The 19,955-nt window shown below is 72.0% G+C and carries 1 protein-coding gene; it reads left to right on the forward strand.

Annotated features, from left to right (window positions below; translation table 11 throughout):
• Positions 1–97: 97 nt before the first annotated feature.
• Entirely contained in the window at positions 98–19,924 is a 19,827-nt protein-coding gene (locus LUZ64_RS16830; protein WP_095583397.1) for a type I polyketide synthase, read from the forward strand.
• The last annotated feature ends 31 nt before the right edge of the window (positions 19,925–19,955 follow it).

Raw genomic sequence — 19,955 nt, forward strand, 5'->3', positions numbered from 1 at the left:
GGACCCCGGACCGGCCCGGCCCCATGAAACGAGCGAGAACCCGCGACCAGCGAGAACCCGCGACACCGCGAGAAACCGCGAGAGGTAACAGCCCAGAATGAGTTCTTCCGACGCACGCATCATCGAGGCGCTCCGCGCTTCCATGAAGGAGACCGAGCGGCTGCGCGAGCAGAACCGGAAGCTGACCGCGGAGGCCCACGAGCCGATCGCGATCGTGGGCATGAGCTGCCGCTACCCCGGCGGCGTCCGCTCACCCGAGGACCTGTGGGACCTCGTCGCCACGGGCGGCGACGCCATCGGCGGCTTCCCCACCGACCGCGGCTGGGACCTCGACGGGCTGTACCACCCCGACCCCGACCACCAGGGCACCACCTACACGCGCTCCGGCGGCTTCCTCGACGACGCCACGGCCTTCGACCCGGCCCTGTTCGGCATCTCGCCCCGCGAGGCGCTGGCCATGGACCCCCAGCACCGGCTGCTCCTCGAAGCCACCTGGGAGGCGTTCGAGCGGGCCGGCATCAGCCCGGACGCCGCCCGTGGCAGCCGCACGGGCGTCTTCGCGGGCGTGATGTACCACGACTACGCCTCCGTGCTGGAGCAGACCTCCGAGCAGGTCGAGGGCTTCATGGGCACCGGCGGCAGCATCGCCTCCGGCCGCGTCGCCTACACCTTCGGCCTGGAAGGCCCGGCCGTCACGGTCGACACCGCGTGCTCGTCCTCGCTGGTCGCCCTGCACTGGGCGGTCCAGGCCCTGCGCCGGGGCGAGTGCGACATGGCGCTCGCCGGCGGTGTGACCGTCATGGCCACCCCGGAGACGTTCGTCGACTTCTCGCGGCAGCGGGGCCTGGCGGAGGACGGCCGGTGCAAGGCGTTCGGCGCCGGGGCCGACGGCACCGGCTGGGGCGAGGGCGTCGGGATGCTGCTCGTGGAGCGGCTGTCGGACGCCCGCCGCAAGGGCCACCGGGTACTGGCCGTGGTCCGTGGCTCGGCGATCAACCAGGACGGCGCGAGCAACGGTCTGACGGCCCCGAACGGCCCGTCCCAGCAGCGCGTCATCCGCCAGGCCCTGGCCGGCGCCCGCCTGTCCGCCGATCAGGTCGACGCGGTCGAGGCGCACGGTACGGGCACGGTGCTGGGCGACCCGATCGAGGCGCAGGCGCTGCTGGCTACGTACGGCCAGGAGCGCGCGGCCGGTCGGCCGTTGTGGCTGGGGTCGTTGAAGTCGAACATCGGTCATAGTCAGGCGGCTGCGGGTGTCGGCGGGATCATCAAGATGGTCATGGCGATGCGGGCCGGTGTTCTGCCGAAGACCCTGCACGCCGATGAGCCGTCGCCGCACATCGACTGGACGGAAGGGGCTGTCGAGCTCCTTACGGAGGCCCGGGAGTGGACGTCGGCCGAGGGCCGGCCGCGCCGCGCGGGCATCTCGTCCTTCGGCATCAGCGGCACCAACGCCCACGTGATCATCGAGCAGGCTCCGGCGGAGGAGGCCGTCGAGGTCTCCGTCGAGCGGGAACTGCCGGCCGTGCCGTGGGTGGTGTCGGGTAAGACGGCGGAGGCGCTGGACGCGCAGCTCGCGCGGGTCCGGGAGGCCGGTGCGGACCTCGACCCGGCGGACGTCGCCTTCACGCTGGCGACGGCGCGCGCGCAGTTCGAGCACCGGGCCGCCCTGGTGGACGGCGTACCGGTGGCCTCGGGCCAGGCGTCCGAGGGCAGGCTGGCCGTCCTCTTCACCGGCCAGGGCGCGCAGCGGGCGGGCATGGGGCGCGAGCTGTACGCGGCGTTCCCCGTCTTCGCGGAGGCGTTCGACGCGGCGTGCGCGGCGCTGGGTCTGGACCCGGCCGTTCTGGACGACGCGGAGACGCTGGCGCGTACGGAGAACACGCAGCCCGCGCTGTTCGCCGTCGAGGTCGCGCTCTACCGCCTCGTGGAGTCGTACGGCGTGCTGCCGGACTTCGTCGCGGGCCACTCCGTCGGCGAGATCGCCGCCGCGCATGTGGCGGGTGTGTTCTCGCTGGAGGACGCGGGCAAGCTTGTGGCGGCCCGCGCCCGTCTGATGCAGGCGCTGCCTGCTGGTGGCGCGATGGTGTCGCTGCGTGCCACTGAGGCTGAGGTTCTTGCCGCGCTCGTCGATGGTGTCGACATTGCTGCGGTCAACGGCCCGTCGGCCGTGGTGATCTCGGGTGACGAGGCCGCCGTCGAGCAGGTCGCGGGACGCTTCGAGAAGTCTCGCCGCCTGAACGTGTCGCACGCGTTCCACTCGCACCGTATGGACGGGATGCTGGCGGAGTTCCGTGCGGTCGCGGAGTCGCTGACGTACGGCGTCCCCGTCGTCCCGGTCGTCTCGAACGTCACGGGTGTCCTGGCCGACGAGCTCGATTCCCCTGAATACTGGGTCCGTCACGTTCGTGAGGCCGTCCGCTTCGCCGACGGCGTCCGGACGCTGCACGCGAACGGCGCGCGCACCTTCCTGGAACTGGGCCCGGACGGTGTGCTGTCGGCGATGGCGGAGGAGTGCCTGGCCGACGCCGGCGGCATGACGTTCGTCCCGACGCTGAGCAAGGCGCGCCCCGAGTCGGGCTCGCTGGTCAGGGCGCTGGGACGGCTGCACGTCGCGGGGTGCGCGGTGGACTGGGCGGCGTTCTTCGCCGGCACGGGCGCCCGCCGCGTCGACCTGCCGACGTACGCCTTCCAGCACCGCGACTACTGGCCGCGCGGCGGCCGTCCCGCCCTGGACGCCCCCGGCCTCGGCCTGGGCGCGGCGGGCCACGCGCTGCTCGGCGCGGCCGTGTCCCTCCCCGACTCGGACGGCGTCCTCCTGACCGGCCGGGTGTCGCTGCGCAGCCACCCCTGGCTGGCGGACCACGTGGTGATGGGCAGCGTGCTGCTGCCGGGCACCGCCTTCGTGGAACTCGCCGTCCGGGCGGGCGACGAGGCCGGCTGCCCCGTCGTCGACGAACTCACCCTGGAGGCGCCGCTCGTGCTCGACGAGCGGGGCGCCGTCCAGCTGCGCGTCACCGTGGGCGAGCCCGACGGCGACGGCCGGCGCGGCCTGGCCGTCCACTCGCGCCCCGAGGGCGAAGGGCTCTGGACGCGGCACGCGTCCGGTTTCCTGGCCGCGGCCGCCGCTGCCGGTGGTGCGGACCTCACCGAGTGGCCGCCGGCCGGCGCCGCGCCGGTGGACGTCGAGGGCCTGTACGCGGGTCTCGCCGAGGCCGGGCTCGAGTACGGCCCGGCCTTCCAGGGCGTACGAGCCGCGTGGCGCAAGGGCGAGGAACTCTTCGCCGAAGTGGCCCTTCCGGACGGCACGGACGTGGCGTCGTACGGCCTGCACCCGGCACTCTTCGACGCCGCACTGCACGTCAGCGCGGCGGCGGGCGCCGAACACGGGCCGGAGGCCGGGCCGGAGCGCCGGTCGGCCGGTGCCGAACTCCCCTTCGCGTGGCGCGGGGTGACGCTGAAGGCGGCGGGCGCGAACGCGCTGCGGGTCAGGGTCTCGCCGTCGGACCAGGGCGCCACGATCGACCTGGCGGACGCCACCGGCCTCGCTGTGGCATCGGTGGAGTCGCTGGTGGTACGACCGGTGGGCGCCGACGATCTGCGTGCGGCCGATCGGGGCACGCGGGACTCGCTGTTCCGTGTGGAGTGGGTGCCGGTTGCGGCGTCTGTTTCGGATGTTGCGGTGGCGTTGCTGGATCGTGAGGGTCTGGCGGGTGTCGCGGGGGTTCCGTCGCTGGTTGCTGCTGTCGCTTCTGATGTGCGTGGTGTGCTTGCGCTGGTTCAGGGGTGGCTGGCGGAGGAGCGGTTCGCTGATTCCCGCCTTGTCCTGGTGACGCGTGGCGCCGTGGCGGTGGCCGGTGACACGGATGTCGACCCGGAGCAGGCCGCGGTGTGGGGTCTGGTGCGTTCGGCGCAGTCGGAGAACCCCGACCGGTTTGTGCTTCTCGATGTTGATCAGGAGCTTTCTGCCGAGGTTCTGGCTCTTGTTGGTGATGAGCCGCAGGTGGCGGTGCGTGGGGGAGCGGTCTTCGCGCCGCGCCTGACGCGGGCGGCTGTCGCCACCGGCGGCGGCCAGGGTGTCTGGGACGCCGAGGGCACGGTTCTGGTCACCGGTGGTACGGGTGCGCTGGGTGCGCTCGTGGCGCGTCATCTGGTGGTGGAGCACGGTGTGCGTGGTCTGCTGCTGACGAGCCGTCGTGGTGTGGACGCTCCGGGTGCGGTCGAGTTGCGTGATGAACTCGCCGCTCTGGGTGCCGAGGTGACCGTTGCGGCGTGTGACGTCGCCGACCGTGACGCGCTGGCGGAGCTTCTGGCCGCTCACCCGGTCATGGCCGTCGTTCACACGGCCGGTGTTCTCGACGACGGCACCGTCGCCTCGCTCACTCCGGCGCGTATCGACGCGGCCTTCGCCCCGAAGGCCGACGCGGCGCTGAACCTCCATGAGCTGACCGCCGGGATGGACCTGTCGGCGTTCGTCCTGTTCTCTTCCGCCGCCGGTGTCTTCGGCAACGCGGGTCAGGGCAACTACGCGGCGGCCAACGCCTACCTGGACGCTCTCGCCCAGCAGCGCGTCGCCGCCGGCCTGCCCGCCACCTCCCTCGCCTGGGGCCTCTGGGAGACCGGCGACGGCATGGGCGGCGAATCGGACCCCCACGTCTCCCGGATGGCGCAGGACGGTTTCCCGGCCCTCGCGCCCGGGGAGGGCCTCGCACTGTTCGACGCCGCGGTGGCGTCCGGCGAGCCCGTGCTCGTACCGATGCCGCTGGACCTCGCCGCCCTGCGCGCGAGCGCGGCGACGAGCCCGCTCCCGGCGCTCCTGCGCGCCCTGGTGCGGGTACCGGTGCGGCGAGCCCGCGCCGGGCGCGCGGCCGAGTCGCTCCGTGGCCGCCTCCTGCCGCTGGCGGAGGACGAGCGCACGAACCTCCTGCTGGACCTGGTGCGCGACGAGGTCGCGGGGGTCCTGGGCCACGCGTCGGGCGCGGCGATCGAGCCGGAGCGCGCCTTCACCGAGCTCGGGTTCGACTCCCTCACCGCGATCGAACTGCGCAACCGCCTCAACACGGCCACGGGCCTGAAGCTGTCGGCGACCCTCGTCTTCGACCACCCGACCGCCGCCGCCGTCACCGGCCACCTGACGGACGAACTGCTCGGCGACCTCACGGCGGCCCAGGGGGCCGCCCCGGTCGCGACCCTCGCACCGGTGGACGACGACCCGATCGCGATCGTCGGCATGGCCTGCCGCTACCCGGGTGGGGTGACCTCCCCGGAGGACCTGTGGGACCTGGTCGTCGGCGGGCGGGACGGGGTGTCCGAGTTCCCGGTCAACCGTGGCTGGGACCTGGAGAACCTCTACAACCCCGACCCGTCCGTACCCGGCACGAGCTACGCCCGCGAGGGCGGATTCCTGCACGACGCTGACGAGTTCGACCCGGCGTTCTTCGGTATTTCGCCTCGCGAGGCGCTGGCGATGGACCCGCAGCAGCGTCTGCTGCTGGAGACCACGTGGGAGACGATCGAGCGGGCGGGCATCGAGCCGTCCGCGCTGCGCGGCAGCCGTACGGGCGTCTTCGCGGGCGTCATGTACCACGACTACGCGCTGGGCATGGACTCCATCGCCCCCGAAGGCGTGGACGGCTTCCTGGGCACGGGTACGGCGGGCAGCGTGGTCTCGGGCCGTGTGTCGTATCTGTTCGGGCTGGAGGGCCCGGCGGTGACGGTGGACACGGCGTGTTCGTCGTCGCTGGTGGCTCTGCACATGGCGGTGCAGGCGCTGCGTGCCGGTGAGTGCGATATGGCGCTTGCCGGTGGTGTGACGGTCATGTCGACGCCGGGTGCGTTTATCGATTTCTCGCGTCAGCGGGGTCTTGCGGCGGATGGTCGTTGTAAGGCGTTCGGTGCGGGTGCGGATGGTACGGGTTGGGCTGAGGGTGTGGGCATGCTGCTTGTTGAGCGGCTGTCGGATGCCCGTCGTAAGGGCCATCAGGTGCTGGGTGTCGTGCGTGGTTCGGCGATCAACCAGGATGGTGCGAGCAATGGTCTGACGGCGCCGAATGGTCCGTCGCAGCAGCGGGTGATCCGGCAGGCGCTGGCTACGGCTGGTTTGTCGGCTGCGGATGTGGACGCTGTTGAGGCGCATGGCACGGGTACGACGCTGGGTGATCCGATCGAGGCTCAGGCGCTGCTGGCCACGTATGGTCAGGAGCGGGCCGGTGACGAGCCGTTGTGGCTGGGGTCGTTGAAGTCGAACATCGGTCATAGCCAGGCTGCTGCGGGTGTCGGCGGGATCATCAAGATGGTCATGGCGATGCGGGCCGGTGTTCTGCCGAAGACCCTGCACGCCGACACGCCCACGGATCAGGTGGAGTGGACCGAAGGTGCGGTCGAGCTGCTTACCGAGGCCCGGGAGTGGGCGACGGCCGACGGGCGTCCGCGACGTGCGGGCGTGTCGTCCTTCGGCTTCAGTGGCACGAACGCGCACGTGATCATCGAGCAGGCGCCGGAGGCTGTGACCGCCGCGACTGTCGGCGATGCCGTTCTGCCGGTGGTGCCGTGGGTCGTGTCGGCGAAGTCGCCGGAGGCACTCGACGCGCAGGTCGCCCGGGTGCGGGAGGCCGGTGTCGACCTCGACCCGGTGGACGTCGGCTTCACACTGGCGACCTCGCGGGCGCACTTCGAGCACCGGGCCGTCGTGGTGGACGATCACGCCCTCGTCGGCCGTGTGCTGGGCGGGAAGGTTGCCGCGTTGTTCACGGGTCAGGGTGCTCAGCGGGCGGGGATGGGGCGTGAGTTGTACGCGGCCTATCCGGCGTTCGCAGAGGCGTTTGACGCTGCTTGTGCCGCGTTGGGTCTGGACCCGACCGTTCTGGATGACGCCGAGTCGCTGGCGCGTACGGAGAACACGCAGCCCGCGTTGTTCGCGGTCGAGGTGGCCCTTTACCGTCTGGCCGATTCGTGGGGCGTCCGTTCCGACTACGTCGCAGGTCATTCGATCGGCGAGATTGCTGCGGCTCATGTGGCGGGTGTGTTCTCGCTGGAGGACGCGGGCAAGCTTGTGGCGGCCCGCGCCCGTTTGATGCAGGCGCTGCCTGCTGGTGGTGCGATGGTGTCGCTGCGTGCCACTGAGGCTGAGGTTCTTGCCGCGCTCGTCGATGGTGTCGACATTGCTGCGGTCAACGGTCCGTCGGCCGTGGTGATCTCGGGTGACGAGAACGCGGTCGAGCAGGTGGCCGGTGGTTTCGAGACGTCCCGTCGCCTGAATGTCTCGCACGCGTTCCACTCGCACCGCATGGACGGGATGCTGGACGGCTTCCGTAAGGTCGCGGAGTCGCTGACGTACAGCGTTCCTACGATTCCGGTCGTCCCGAACGTCACCGGCGCTCTGGCCGACGACTTGACCTCGCCTGAGTACTGGGTGCGTCACGTCCGTGAGGCCGTCCGCTTCGCCGACGGCATTCAGACCCTCCACGACCAGGGCGTCCGTACGTTCCTGGAGCTGGGCCCGGACGGTGTGCTGTCCGCGATGGCGCAGGAGTGCCTGGCCGACGTGTCCGACGACGTCGCGTTCGTCCCGGCGCTTCGTAAGGATCGTCCGGAGCCTGCCGCGTTCGTCACCGCTCTCGGTCGTCTCCACATCACCGGCGCCCGTGTCGATTGGTCGGCGTTCTTCGCCGGTACCAGTGCTCGTCGTGTCGACCTGCCGACGTATGCCTTCCAGCGTCAGTCCTACTGGCTTGAGGCCGCCGCGCTCAGCAGCGATGTGGCCTCCGTCGGTCAGGGCCCGGCCGATCACCCCATTCTGGGTGCCGTGGTCGCTCTGCCCGAGGGCTACCTGTTCACGGGCAGGCTGTCGCTGCGCACCCACCCGTGGCTGGCCGATCACGTCGTCGCCGGCAGCGTGCTTCTGCCGGGCACGGCCTTCGTCGAGCTCGCGGTCCGCGCGGGCGACGAGGTCGGCTGCGCGACCGTCGACGAACTCACGCTCGAAGCGCCGCTCGTGCTCGCGGAGCGCGACGGTGTTCAGTTGCGTGTTCTGGTGGGTGAGCTGGAGGGGTCGGGTCGTCGGGCCCTGGCCGTGTACTCGCGTCCGGAGGGCGTGCCGGAGGACGAGGCGTGGACGCGGCACGCGTCCGGTTTCCTGTCCGTGGCCGCCGCTACCGGTGGTGCGGACCTCACCGAGTGGCCGCCGGCCGGTGCCGAGGCCGTCGATGTCGACGGGCTCTACGCGGGCCTCGCGGAGTCCGGGCTGGAGTACGGGCCCGCCTTCCAGGGCGTGACCGCAGCCTGGCGCCGTGGCGACGAGATCTTCGCCCAGGTGGAACTGCCCGAGGGCACCCCGGGCACCGGCACGTTCGGTGCGCACCCCGCCCTGCTCGACGCCGCGCTCCACGCCCTCGTGCTGGGTGGTTCCGCTGCGGGTCAGGACGGCCCGCAGCTGCCCTTCGCCTGGTCGGGAGTTACCCTGCACGCCGCCGGTGCCACGGCGCTGCGCGTCGCGCTGCGGGCGACGCCCGACGGCAGCGGTGCGGCTCTGGAGCTGGCCGACCCCAGCGGTACGGCGGTGGCGACGGTGGAGTCGCTCGTCGTGCGGCCGTTCGCCGCCGACCAGTTCCGCGCGGCCGACCAGGGCATGCGGGACGCGCTGTTCCGTCTGGACTGGGCGCCGGTCGCGACCCGCGCCGACGCCGTCTCCGCCACCGTCCTGGGTTCGGACCACCTGGATCTCGCGGCGCTGTACGAGGCCGTGGACCAGGGCGCGCCCGTACCCGGACTGGTCGCCGTACGGGTCGTCGACGCCCATGGCGCGCTGGGCCTTGTACAGGAGTGGCTGACGGCCGACGAGCGGTTCGCCGACACCCGTCTTGTCCTGGTGACCCGGGGCGCGGTGGCGCTGGAAGGTGACGCCGACGTCGATCCCGTACAGGCCGCCGTATGGGGTCTGGTGCGTTCGGCGCAGTCGGAGAACCCTGGCCGTTTCGTCCTCCTTGACCTGGATGGTGAGGTCTCTTCGGAGGTTCTGGCCCTGGTCGGTGACGAGCCGCAGGTGGCGGTGCGCGCCGGTTCGGCGTATGCGCCGCGTCTCGCACGTGCCTCGGTCACGGCCGGCGCGGTGCCCGCGTGGGACGCCGAGGGCACGGTTCTGATCACGGGTGGTACGGGTTCTCTGGGTGCCCTTGTCGCTCGTCATCTGGTGGCGGAGCACGGTGTGCGTGGTCTGCTGCTGACCAGCCGTCGTGGCCTGGAAGCCCCGGGCGCCGTGGAGCTGCGTGATGAACTCGCCGCTCTGGGTGCCGAGGTGACCGTTGCCGCGTGTGACGTAGCCGACCGTTCCTCCCTGGCGGAGCTTCTGGCCGCTCACCCGGTCACGGCCGTCGTTCACACGGCCGGTGTTCTCGACGACGGTGTGATCGGTTCGCTGTCGCCCGAGCGTCTGGACGCTGTCTTCGCTCCGAAGGCGGACGCGGCCCGGCATCTGCACGAGCTGACCGCCGGGATGGATCTGACGGCGTTCGTGCTGTTCTCTTCCGCCGCCGGTGTCTTCGGTAACGCGGGTCAGGGCAACTACGCCGCAGCCAACGCCTATCTGGACGCTCTCGCCCAGCAGCGTGCCGCCGCCGGTCTCCCCGCCACCAGCCTCGCCTGGGGCCTCTGGGAGAACACGGAGGGCATGGACAGTGGACTCGGCGCCGCCCACGTCTCGCGCATGGCGCAGGAAGGTGTCATCGCCCTCACGCAGGTTCAGGGCCTGGCCCTCTTCGATGCCGCCGTGGCGTCGGGTGAGGCGCTGCTCGTGCCCGCCCCGCTCGATCTGCGGGCCATGGCCCGTGGCGGCGGCGAGGTACCGGCACTGCTGCGCGGGCTCGTCCGTGGCCCGGTGCGTCGTACCGTCGACGCAGGTCAGGCGGACGTCCTGCGTCACCAGATCCTCGGGCTGCCCGAGGGGGAGCGTGCGGGTCTGCTGCTCGATATGGTCCGTACGGAGGTGGCCGGGGTTCTCGGTTACGCCTCGAACGCGGCCGTCGAGCCGGGCCGGGCGTTCACCGAGCTCGGGTTCGACTCCCTCACCGCCGTCGAGCTGCGCAACCGCCTCAACAAGGTGACCGGGCTCCGGTTGCCCGCGACGCTCGTCTTCGACTACCCCACCGCCACCGCGATCAAGGACCACCTTCTGGAGGAGCTGGCCGGCGGCGCGGCACAGGACACCCGGCCCGTACCGGTACGGGCGTCCGCCGGCGACGACCCGATCGTGATCGTGGGCATGGCCTGCCGCTACCCCGGCGGTGTGTCCTCGCCCGAGGACCTGTGGAACTTGGTCCGCGACGGCCAGGACGGCGTCTCCGGCTTCCCGGTCGACCGTGGCTGGGATCTCGACTCCCTCTACGACCCGACCGGCGAGCGCCCGGGGAGCTCGTACACGCGTGAGGGTGGCTTCCTGCACGATGCCGCCGCGTTCGACCCGGCGTTCTTCGGGATTTCGCCGCGCGAGGCGCTGGCGATGGATCCGCAGCAGCGTCTGCTGCTGGAGACCACGTGGGAGGCCGTCGAGCGGGCGGGCATCGACCCGACGACCCTGCGCGGCAGCCGGACCGGTGTCTTCGCCGGAGTGATGTACCACGACTATGCGCAGGGCGTCGGCGCCGAGGGTTCGGTGAAGGAGGTCGACGGCTTCCTGGGCACGGGCACCTCCGGCAGCGTCGTGTCGGGCCGCCTCTCCTACGTCTTCGGGCTGGAGGGCCCGGCGGTGACGGTGGACACGGCGTGCTCGTCGTCGCTGGTCGCGCTGCACATGGCGGTGCAGGCGCTGCGGGCCGGTGAGTGCGAACTCGCCCTGGCCGGTGGTGTGACCGTGATGTCGACGCCCGGCGCGTTCGTGGAGTTCTCGCGTCAGCGGGGCCTTGCGGCGGACGGCCGGTGCAAGGCCTTCGGTGCGGGTGCGGACGGGACCGGTTGGGCTGAGGGTGTGGGCATGCTGCTTGTTGAGCGGCTGTCGGATGCCCGTCGCAACGGCCACCGCGTCCTCGCGGTGGTGCGTGGTTCGGCGATCAACCAGGACGGTGCGAGCAACGGCCTGACGGCGCCGAACGGTCCGTCGCAGCAGCGGGTGATCCGCCAGGCGCTGGCTACGGCCGGTTTGTCGGCTGCGGATGTGGACGCTGTTGAGGCGCATGGCACGGGTACGACGTTGGGTGATCCGATCGAGGCGCAGGCGCTGCTGGCTACGTATGGTCAGGAGCGCGCGGCCGGCCGGCCGTTGTGGCTGGGGTCGTTGAAGTCGAACATCGGTCATAGCCAGGCGGCTGCGGGTGTCGGCGGGATCATCAAGATGGTCATGGCGATGCGGGCCGGTGTTCTGCCGAAGACCCTGCACGCCGACACGCCTTCGGATCAGGTGGAGTGGACCGAAGGTGCGGTCGAGCTGCTGACCGAGGCCCGGGAGTGGGCGGCTGTCGACGGGCGTCCGCGTCGTGCGGGCGTGTCGTCCTTCGGCTTCAGTGGCACGAACGCGCACGTGATCATCGAGCAGGGTCCGGAGGCGTCCGAGGCTGCTGCCGGTGATGTTGTCGAGCTGCCGGTGGTGCCGTGGGTGCTGTCGGCCAAGTCACCTGAGGCGCTGGACGCGCAGGTGGCCCAGGTGGCTGGTGTTGCCGTCGGCCTCGATGCGGTGGATGCCGGTTTCACGCTGGCGACTGCTCGGACGCAGTTCGAGCACCGTGCTGTGGTGGTGGGTGAGCAGACGGTCAAGGGCCGTGTGCTGGACGGCAAGACCGCCGCCCTGTTCACCGGTCAGGGCGCTCAGCGGGCCGGTATGGGCCGTGAGCTGTACGCGGCCTATCCGGTGTTCGGGGAGGCGTTTGACGCTGCTTGTGCCGCGCTGGGTCTGGACCCGGCCGTTCTGGACGGTGCGGAGGCGCTGGCGCGTACGGAGAACACGCAGCCTGCGTTGTTCGCGGTTGAGGTGGCCCTTTACCGTCTGGCCGAGTCGTGGGGCGTTCGTCCCGACTTCGTGGCGGGTCATTCCATTGGTGAGATTGCTGCGGCGCACGTCGCCGGGGTGTTCTCGCTGGAGGACGCGGGCAAGCTCGTCGCGGCCCGAGCCCGTCTGATGCAGGCGCTGCCCGCCGGTGGCGCGATGATGTCGCTGCGTGCCACTGAGGCTGAGGTTCTTGCCGCGCTCGTCGATGGTGTCGACATTGCTGCGGTCAATGGTCCGTCGTCTGTGGTGATCTCGGGTGATGAGGCCGCTGTTGAGCAGGTGGCCGGGTGCTTCGAGAAGTCCCGTCGTCTGAATGTCTCGCACGCGTTCCACTCGTACCGTATGGACGGGATGCTGGACGGCTTCCGTAAGGTCGCCGAGTCCCTGACCTACACCGCCCCGGCGATCCCGGTCGTCTCGAACGTCACCGGTGCTCTGGCGGATGACCTGACGTCGCCCGAGTACTGGGTCCGTCACGTCCGCGAGGCCGTCCGCTTCTCCGACGGCATCCAGACCCTCCACGCCGAAGGCGTCCGTACCTTCCTGGAACTCGGCCCCGACGGTGTGCTGTCCGCGATGGCCCAGGAGTGCCTGCCGGACGCCTCCGACGACGTCGCCTTCATTCCGGCCCTCCGTAAGGACCGCCCGGAACCGGCGGCCCTCGTCACCGCCCTGGGTCGTCTCCACATCACCGGTGCCCGTGTCGATTGGTCGGCCTTCTTCGCCGGTACCGGCGCCCGCCTCACCGACCTCCCCACCTACCCCTTCCAGCGCCAGTCCTACTGGCTGGAGTCCGCGCCCCTCGGCAACGACGCGAGCGCCATGGGCCAGGGCCCGGCCGGGCACGCAATCCTGAGCGCCGTCGTGGCTCTCCCCGACGGCCACGTGCTCACGGGCAGGCTGTCGCTGCGCACCCACCCGTGGCTGGCGGAGCACGTCGAGGCCGGTACGGCCCTGCTGCCGGCCGCCGCCTTCGTCGAGCTCGCGGTCCGCGCGGGCGACGAGGTCGGCTGCACCACCGTCGACGAGCTCACACTGCACGCGCCGCTCCAGCTCGCCGAGCGCGGTGGGGTCCAGCTGCGCGTCACCGTCGGCGAGCCCGACGGTGAGGGCCGGCATGCCCTGTCCGTCCACTCACGGCGCGAGGACGAGGGCGAGCAGCGCTGGACGCGGCACGCCGACGGCTTCCTCTCGGCCGGTCCGGTCACCGCCCACGCTCCCGACCCGGCCGTGTGGCCGCCCGTGGGCGCCCGAAGCGTCGACGCGGACGCTCTGCGCGCCGACGGCTTCGCGGACGTCACCGCCGCTTGGCACTCGGGCGACGACGTCCATGCCGAGGTGGCGCTGCCCGAGGACACGGACGTCGCGTCGTACGGGCTCCACCCCGCCCTGCTCGACGCCGCCTTCCAGGTCGCGGAAATGACCGACGCCTACCCGTCCGACGCCTCCCAGTCCGATGCCTCTCCGTCCGGCGGCCGCCAGGCCACGGCGTACGCGCTGCGCGGTGTGACGCTGCACGCCTCCGGGGCGGAGCGGCTCCGTGTGCGGGTGCGCCCCTCGGAGACGGAAGGTGTGTCGGTGACGGTCACCGACACGGCCGGGGCTCCTGTGGCGTCCATAGACTCGCTTGTCCTGCGCGAGCTTTCCGCCGCCGAACCGGGCTCCGCCCCGCGGCCGGCCGACGCGCTCTTCCGCGTCGAGTGGAAGCAGCTCCCCACGTCCTCGGCTCCGGCGGTCTCCTGGGCCACGCTCGGCGGTGAGGACGCCGACGCCCTGTGCCGTCTCGACGGCGCGGGCGAGGCAGCAGGCGCCTTCGGCCGCCTGGCGGAGCTCCGCCAGGCGGCGGAGATTCCCGAGTACGTACTCGCCGTCTGCCCGGCGGGCTCGCCCGAGCCGGCCCCCGGCGAGGTGCGGGACGTCGCCCACCAGGTCCTCGCCCTGGTGCGGGAGTGGCTGACGGAGGAACGGTTCGCCGGCTCCCGGCTCGTGCTGGTCACGCGGGGCGCGGTGTCCGTCGCCGACGCCGATGGCGTCCAGGACCTGGCGCAGGCCGCCGTCCGCGGCCTGGTGAAGTCCGCGCAGTCCGAGAACCCCGACCGGATCGTTCTCGTCGACATCCCTGCCACCGGCCTGCCGGTTCTTCCCGCCTCCGCGCTGTTCTGCGGAGAGGGGGAACTCGCGGTACGCGGTGGCGCCTTGTGGGCGCCGCGTCTCACCCGGGCCTCGGTCTCGGTCTCGGCCTCGGCCTCCGCTTCCGCTTCCGCCTCCGCCGAAGCGCAGCCGCGGTGGACTGCCGACGGCACGGTTCTGATCACCGGTGGTACGGGTGCGCTGGGTGCGCTCTTCGCCCGTCACCTGGTGGCGGAGCACGGTGTGCGTCATCTGCTGCTGACCAGCCGCCGTGGTCTCGGTGCGCCGGGTGCCGCCGAGCTGTGCGACGAGCTCACGGCGCTCGGGGCGAGCGTCACGGTCGCGGCCTGTGACGTCGCCGACCGCGACGCGCTGGCCGCCCTGCTCGCGTCCGTACCCGCAGGGAACCCGCTCACCGGCGTCGTCCACACTGCCGGCGTTCACGCCAACGGCCTGGTCACCGGGCTGTCGCCAGAGGACATCGACACGGTCTTCGGCCCCAAGGCCGACGCCGCCCTCAACCTCCACGAGCTGACCAAGGACCTCGACCTCTCGGCGTTCGTCCTCTTCTCCTCCGTCGCCGGAGTCATGGGATACCCCGGCCAGGGCAACTACGCGGCCGCCAACTCCCTTCTGGACACGCTGGCCCAGCAGCGCCGGGCGGCGGGTCTGCCGGGTCTGTCCCTGGCGTGGGGCCTGTGGGCCGGAGCGAGCGGCATGGGCGCCGAGCTTTCCGCGGCCGACGTCGAGCGGATGAACCGTTCGGGCATGCCGCCACTGTCCACCGAGGAGGGCCTCGCCCTCTTCGACGCGGCGCGGAACCTGGACGACGACGGTCTGCTCGTAGCGTTCCGGCTCGACACGGCCGCCCTGGCCGCGTCACCGAACGCCCAGGTCACACCGCTGCTCAGCGGGCTGGTGCGGGCGCGTACGCGCCGTGCCGCCGCGCGTTCGTCGGTCGCGGCCGAAGGGCTGCGGCAGCGCCTGGCGGGTCTGGGCGGGCCCGAGCGTGAGGAAGCGATTCTCGATCTGATTCGGGCTGACGTCGCGACTGTTCTGGGTCATGCCGGTCCTGAGGCGGTGGATCCGGAGCGGTCGTTCAAGGAGAGCGGGTTCGACTCCCTGACGGCCGTAGAGCTCCGTAACCGTCTTAACGCGGGGACGGGTCTGCGTCTGCCGGTCACCCTGGTCTTCGACTACCCGACACCCCGGGTACTGATGGAGTACGTGCGGGACGAACTGGCCGGTGGCCTCGCCGCACAGGCCGCCGCGTCCGCCGCGCCCGTCGCGGCGCTCGACGACGACCCCATCGCGATCGTCGGCATGGCCTGCCGTTACCCGGGCGGGGTGACCTCGCCCGAAAGCCTGTGGGACCTCGTCCTCGGCGGCCGGGACGGTGTGACCGGCTTCCCGACCGACCGAGGCTGGGACCTGGAGAACCTCTACGACCCCGAGCCGGGCCTGCCGGGCAAGAGCTACGTCCGTGAGGGCGGCTTCCTGCACGAGGCCGGCGACTTCGACCCGGCGTTCTTCGGGATCTCGCCGCGCGAGGCCCTAGCCATGGACCCGCAGCAGCGTCTGCTGCTGGAGACCACGTGGGAGACGATCGAGCGGGCGGGCATCGACCCGACGACCCTGCGCGGCAGCCGCACCGGCGTCTACGCGGGTGTGGGCTACCACGACTACGGCACGCAGACCTCGGACATCCCGGAGGACGTCGAGGCGTTCCTCGGTACCGGTACGTCCTCGGCCGTCGTGTCGGGACGCGTCTCCTACGCCCTGGGCCTGGAGGGCCCGGCGGTCACTGTCGACACGGCGTGCTCGTCCTCACTCGTCGCGCTGCACATGGCCGTCCAGGCCCTGCGCAGCGGTGAGTGCGAGATGGCGCTCGCCGGTGGTGTGACCGTCATGTCGACGCCGGGTGCGTTCATCGACTTCTCGCGCCAGCGGGGCCTTGCGGCGGATGGCCGGTGCAAGGCGTTCGGTGCGGGTGCGGACGGGACCGGTTGGGCCGAGGGCGTGGGCATGCTGCTCGTGGAGCGGCTGTCGGATGCCCGTCGTCACGGTCACCAGGTGCTGGGCGTCGTGCGCGGCACGGCGATCAACCAGGACGGTGCCAGCAACGGCCTGACCGCCCCCAATGGCCCGTCCCAGCAGCGCGTGATCCGCCAGGCCCTGGCCACGGCCGGTCTGTCGGCCGCCGACGTCGACGCGGTCGAGGCGCACGGCACCGGTACGACACTGGGCGACCCGATCGAGGCACAGGCGCTCCTCGCCACCTACGGCCAGGAGCGTGCTGAGGGCCAGCCTCTGTGGCTGGGCTCACTGAAGTCCAACATCGGCCACGCGCAGGCGGCTGCCGGTGTCGGCGGGATCATCAAGATGGTCATGGCGATGCGCCACGGCGTCCTGCCCAAGACGCTGCACGCCGATGAGCCCACGGACCGGGTGGACTGGTCGGAAGGCGCGATCGAGCTCCTCACCGAGACGCGTGACTGGCCGGAGGCGGGCCGCCCGCGCCGGGCGGGTGTGTCGTCCTTCGGGTTCAGCGGCACGAACGCCCACGTGGTCCTTGAGCAGGCCCCCGTGACGACGGCCCCCGAGGCCGCGGCCGACCGGAAGCTTCCGGCCGTACCGCTCCTCGTGAGCGCGAAGAGCGAGCAGGCCCTGACCGCCCAGGTGTCCCGCGTCCGCGAGGCCGGGCAAGGCCGCGAAGCGCTGGACGTCGGCTTCACGTCGGCTACGGCGCGTGCGCAGTTCGAGCACCGGGCTGTGGTGGTGGACGAGCAGGTCGTGTCGGGCCGTGTGCTGGGCGGGAAGCTTGCCGTGCTGTTCACGGGTCAGGGTGCTCAGCGGGCGGGGATGGGGCGTGAGTTGTACGCGGCCTACCCGGTGTTCGCCGCCGCCTTCGACGCTGCGTGTGGGGCGCTGGGCCTGGACCCGGCTGTTCTGGACGATGCGGAGGCGCTGGCGCGTACGGAGAACACGCAGCCCGCGCTGTTCGCTGTCGAGGTGGCTCTTTACCGTCTGGCCGAGTCGTGGGGCGTTCGTCCCGACTTCGTGGCGGGTCATTCCGTTGGTGAGATTGCTGCTGCGCATGTGGCGGGTGTGTTCTCGCTGGAGGACGCGGGCAAGCTCGTGGCGGCGCGTGCGGCGCTGATGCAGGCGCTGCCGGCCGGTGGCGCGATGGTGTCCCTGCGTGCGACCGAGGCCGAGGTCCGTGCCGCGCTGGTCGGCGGTGTCGACATTGCCGCGGTCAATGGTCCGTCGTCTGTGGTGATCTCGGGTGACGAGGCCGCCGTCGAGCAGGTGGCCGGTGGTTTCGAGAAGTTCCGTCGCCTGAATGTTTCGCACGCGTTCCACTCGCTCCGCATGGACGGGATGCTGGACGGCTTCCGTAAGGTCGCCGAGTCCCTGACCTACACCGCCCCGGCGATCCCGGTCGTCTCCAACGTCACCGGCGCTCTGGCGGATGACCTGACCTCGCCCGAGTACTGGGTGCGTCACGTCCGTGAGGCGGTCCGCTTCGCCGACGGCATCCGGACCCTCCACACCGAAGGCGTCCGTACCTTCCTGGAACTCGGCCCCGACGGTGTGCTGTCGGCGATGGCGCAGGAGTGCCTGGCCGATGCCTCCGACGACGTTGCGTTCGTTCCGGCGCTTCGTAAGGATCGTCCGGAGCCTGCGGCGTTCGTCACCGCTCTCGGTCGTCTACACATCACCGGCGCCCGCGTCGACTGGTCCGCTTTCTTCGCCGGTACCGGCGCCCGCCTCACCGACCTCCCCACCTACCCCTTCCAGCACCAGCACTTCTGGCTGGCGTCCTCCGCCCCCGCCGCCGGTCGGGGCGCCGCGACCGGCGCCGACTCGGGGGCCGACCCCCTCCGTTACCGCACCGTCTGGCAGCGAGTGGTCGAAGCGTCCGTGCGGACCGCGAGCGGCACACACCTCGTCGTGGTCCCCGCCGATGGTGACCACCGCCCCTGGGCCCTTGCCTCCGTCGAGGCGTTGCGCGAGGCCGGCGCCCACGTCGTCGAGCTCGCGGCCGACGAGTCCTCTTGCGAACTCCCGCCGGTGGCCGACGTCCTGGCCGGTGCCGGGGTCGACGCCGCCTCCGTGACGGGCGTCCTGGCGTGGGTGCCCTCCGTGGCGCTCGTACAGGCGCTGGACGCGGCCGCTGTCGGCGGCCGGGTGTGGTTCGCCACGCGGGGCGCGGTGTCCACGAGCGGTACGGACCCGATCACCGACCCCGTACGGGCGGCGGCGTGGGGGCTCGGCCGGGTGGCCGGGTTCGAGCTGGGGGAGCGCTGGGGCGGCGTCGTAGACGTGCCCGGCGCCGTGGACGACCGGACCGTCGCCCGCCTGCTCGCCGTGCTGGCGGGCGCGGTCGACGAGGACCAGGTGGCGGTGCGCGACACCGGCGTGTTCGCCCCCCGCCTCCAGAACGTCCCGGCCACCGCGCAGGGCGAGGACTGGATCCCCCGGGGCACCGTCCTGGTCACCGGCGACGACTGCGAGCTCCGGGCGCGTACCGCACGCCTGCTGACCGAACGCGGCGCCGAGCGCGTCGTGTTCGCCGACGTCCGTGCCGACGTCCGTGCCGGTGACCGTGCCGACACCCGTACCGGCGGCGCCCGGCAGGTGCTCACCGCGTTGCTGGAGGAGCTGACCGTCGGCGGCGAGGGCTCCGCGCCCACCGCTGTGGTTCACGTACCGGCCCTGCCCGCCGACGCCGACCTGACCGCCCTCGACCCCGCCGCGTACGAGGAGGAGCTGCGTGCGCACATCGACGCCGCCCTCACCGTGGACGAGCTCACCCGCGGCCTGGACCTCTCGGCGTTCGTGCTGTTCGGCTCCGCCGCCGGCACGATCGGCGGACCGGGCCAGGCGGGAGCGGCCGCGCTGAGCGCCGTGTTCGACGCGCTCGCCCGGCAGCGCCGGGCGGCGGGCCTCCCGGCGACCGCCATCGGCTGGGGCCCCTGGGCCGGAGAGGACGAGGACGCGGGCGTACTGCGCGGCCTGCCCGGCTCCGTGCTCGGGACCGTCCTCACCCGCGCCTCGGCGGCGACCGCCGAAGCCGGCGTCTCCGTGGTCGACTTCGACTGGCCCGAGCTCCTCAAGGGCGTATCGGCCGCCGGGTCCCACTCGCTCTACCGCGAGCTGCCCGAGATCCGGCGGATCGAGGCCGAGCGCGCCGAGGCCGCCGCGGCCGGTGCCGAGGCGCTCGTCGGACGGCTGGCGGAGCTGCCGGACACCGAGCAGTACGACGTACTGCTCGACCTCGTACGCATCCAGGTCGCGGGCGTGCTCGGCCTCGCCGCGCCGGGCGACATCGAACCGGGCCGTCCCTTCCGGGACCTCGGCTTCGACTCGCTCACCGCGGTGGAGCTGCGCACCCGCCTCCAGCGGGCCACCGGGCTCCGGCTCCCCGCCACGCTCGTCTTCGACCACCCGACGCCCGACGCCGTCGTCGCGCTGCTCCGCTCGGAGCTCGTGCCCGACGCGATCGGCACGGAGCGGCTGCTGGCCGATCTCGACCGGCTCGAAGCCGTGATCTCGGCCATGGACGCGGCGGACCTGGCCGGGGCCCGGACCGCCGACCGCCTGCGCGCGCTCCTCGCGCGCTGCGCGGCCGCCACCGGCTCACCCACTTCCTTCCACCCGGCCGTGGCGACCGCGCCCGGCGCGCTCGACGCACCGGGCTCATCCACCACCACGACCATCGACGACCAGCCCGAGGAGGTCGTCGCGGACAAGCTCGAAGCCGCGACGGCCGACGAGATCTTCGCCTTTATCGACAACGAGTTGGGGCTCTCAGAATGACGAACACGAACCACCGCGACCCCTCGAAGGC

The organism is Streptomyces albireticuli (assembly GCF_021228125.1).
In the GTDB taxonomy this organism is placed as follows: Bacteria; Actinomycetota; Actinomycetes; order Streptomycetales; family Streptomycetaceae; genus Streptomyces; species Streptomyces albireticuli.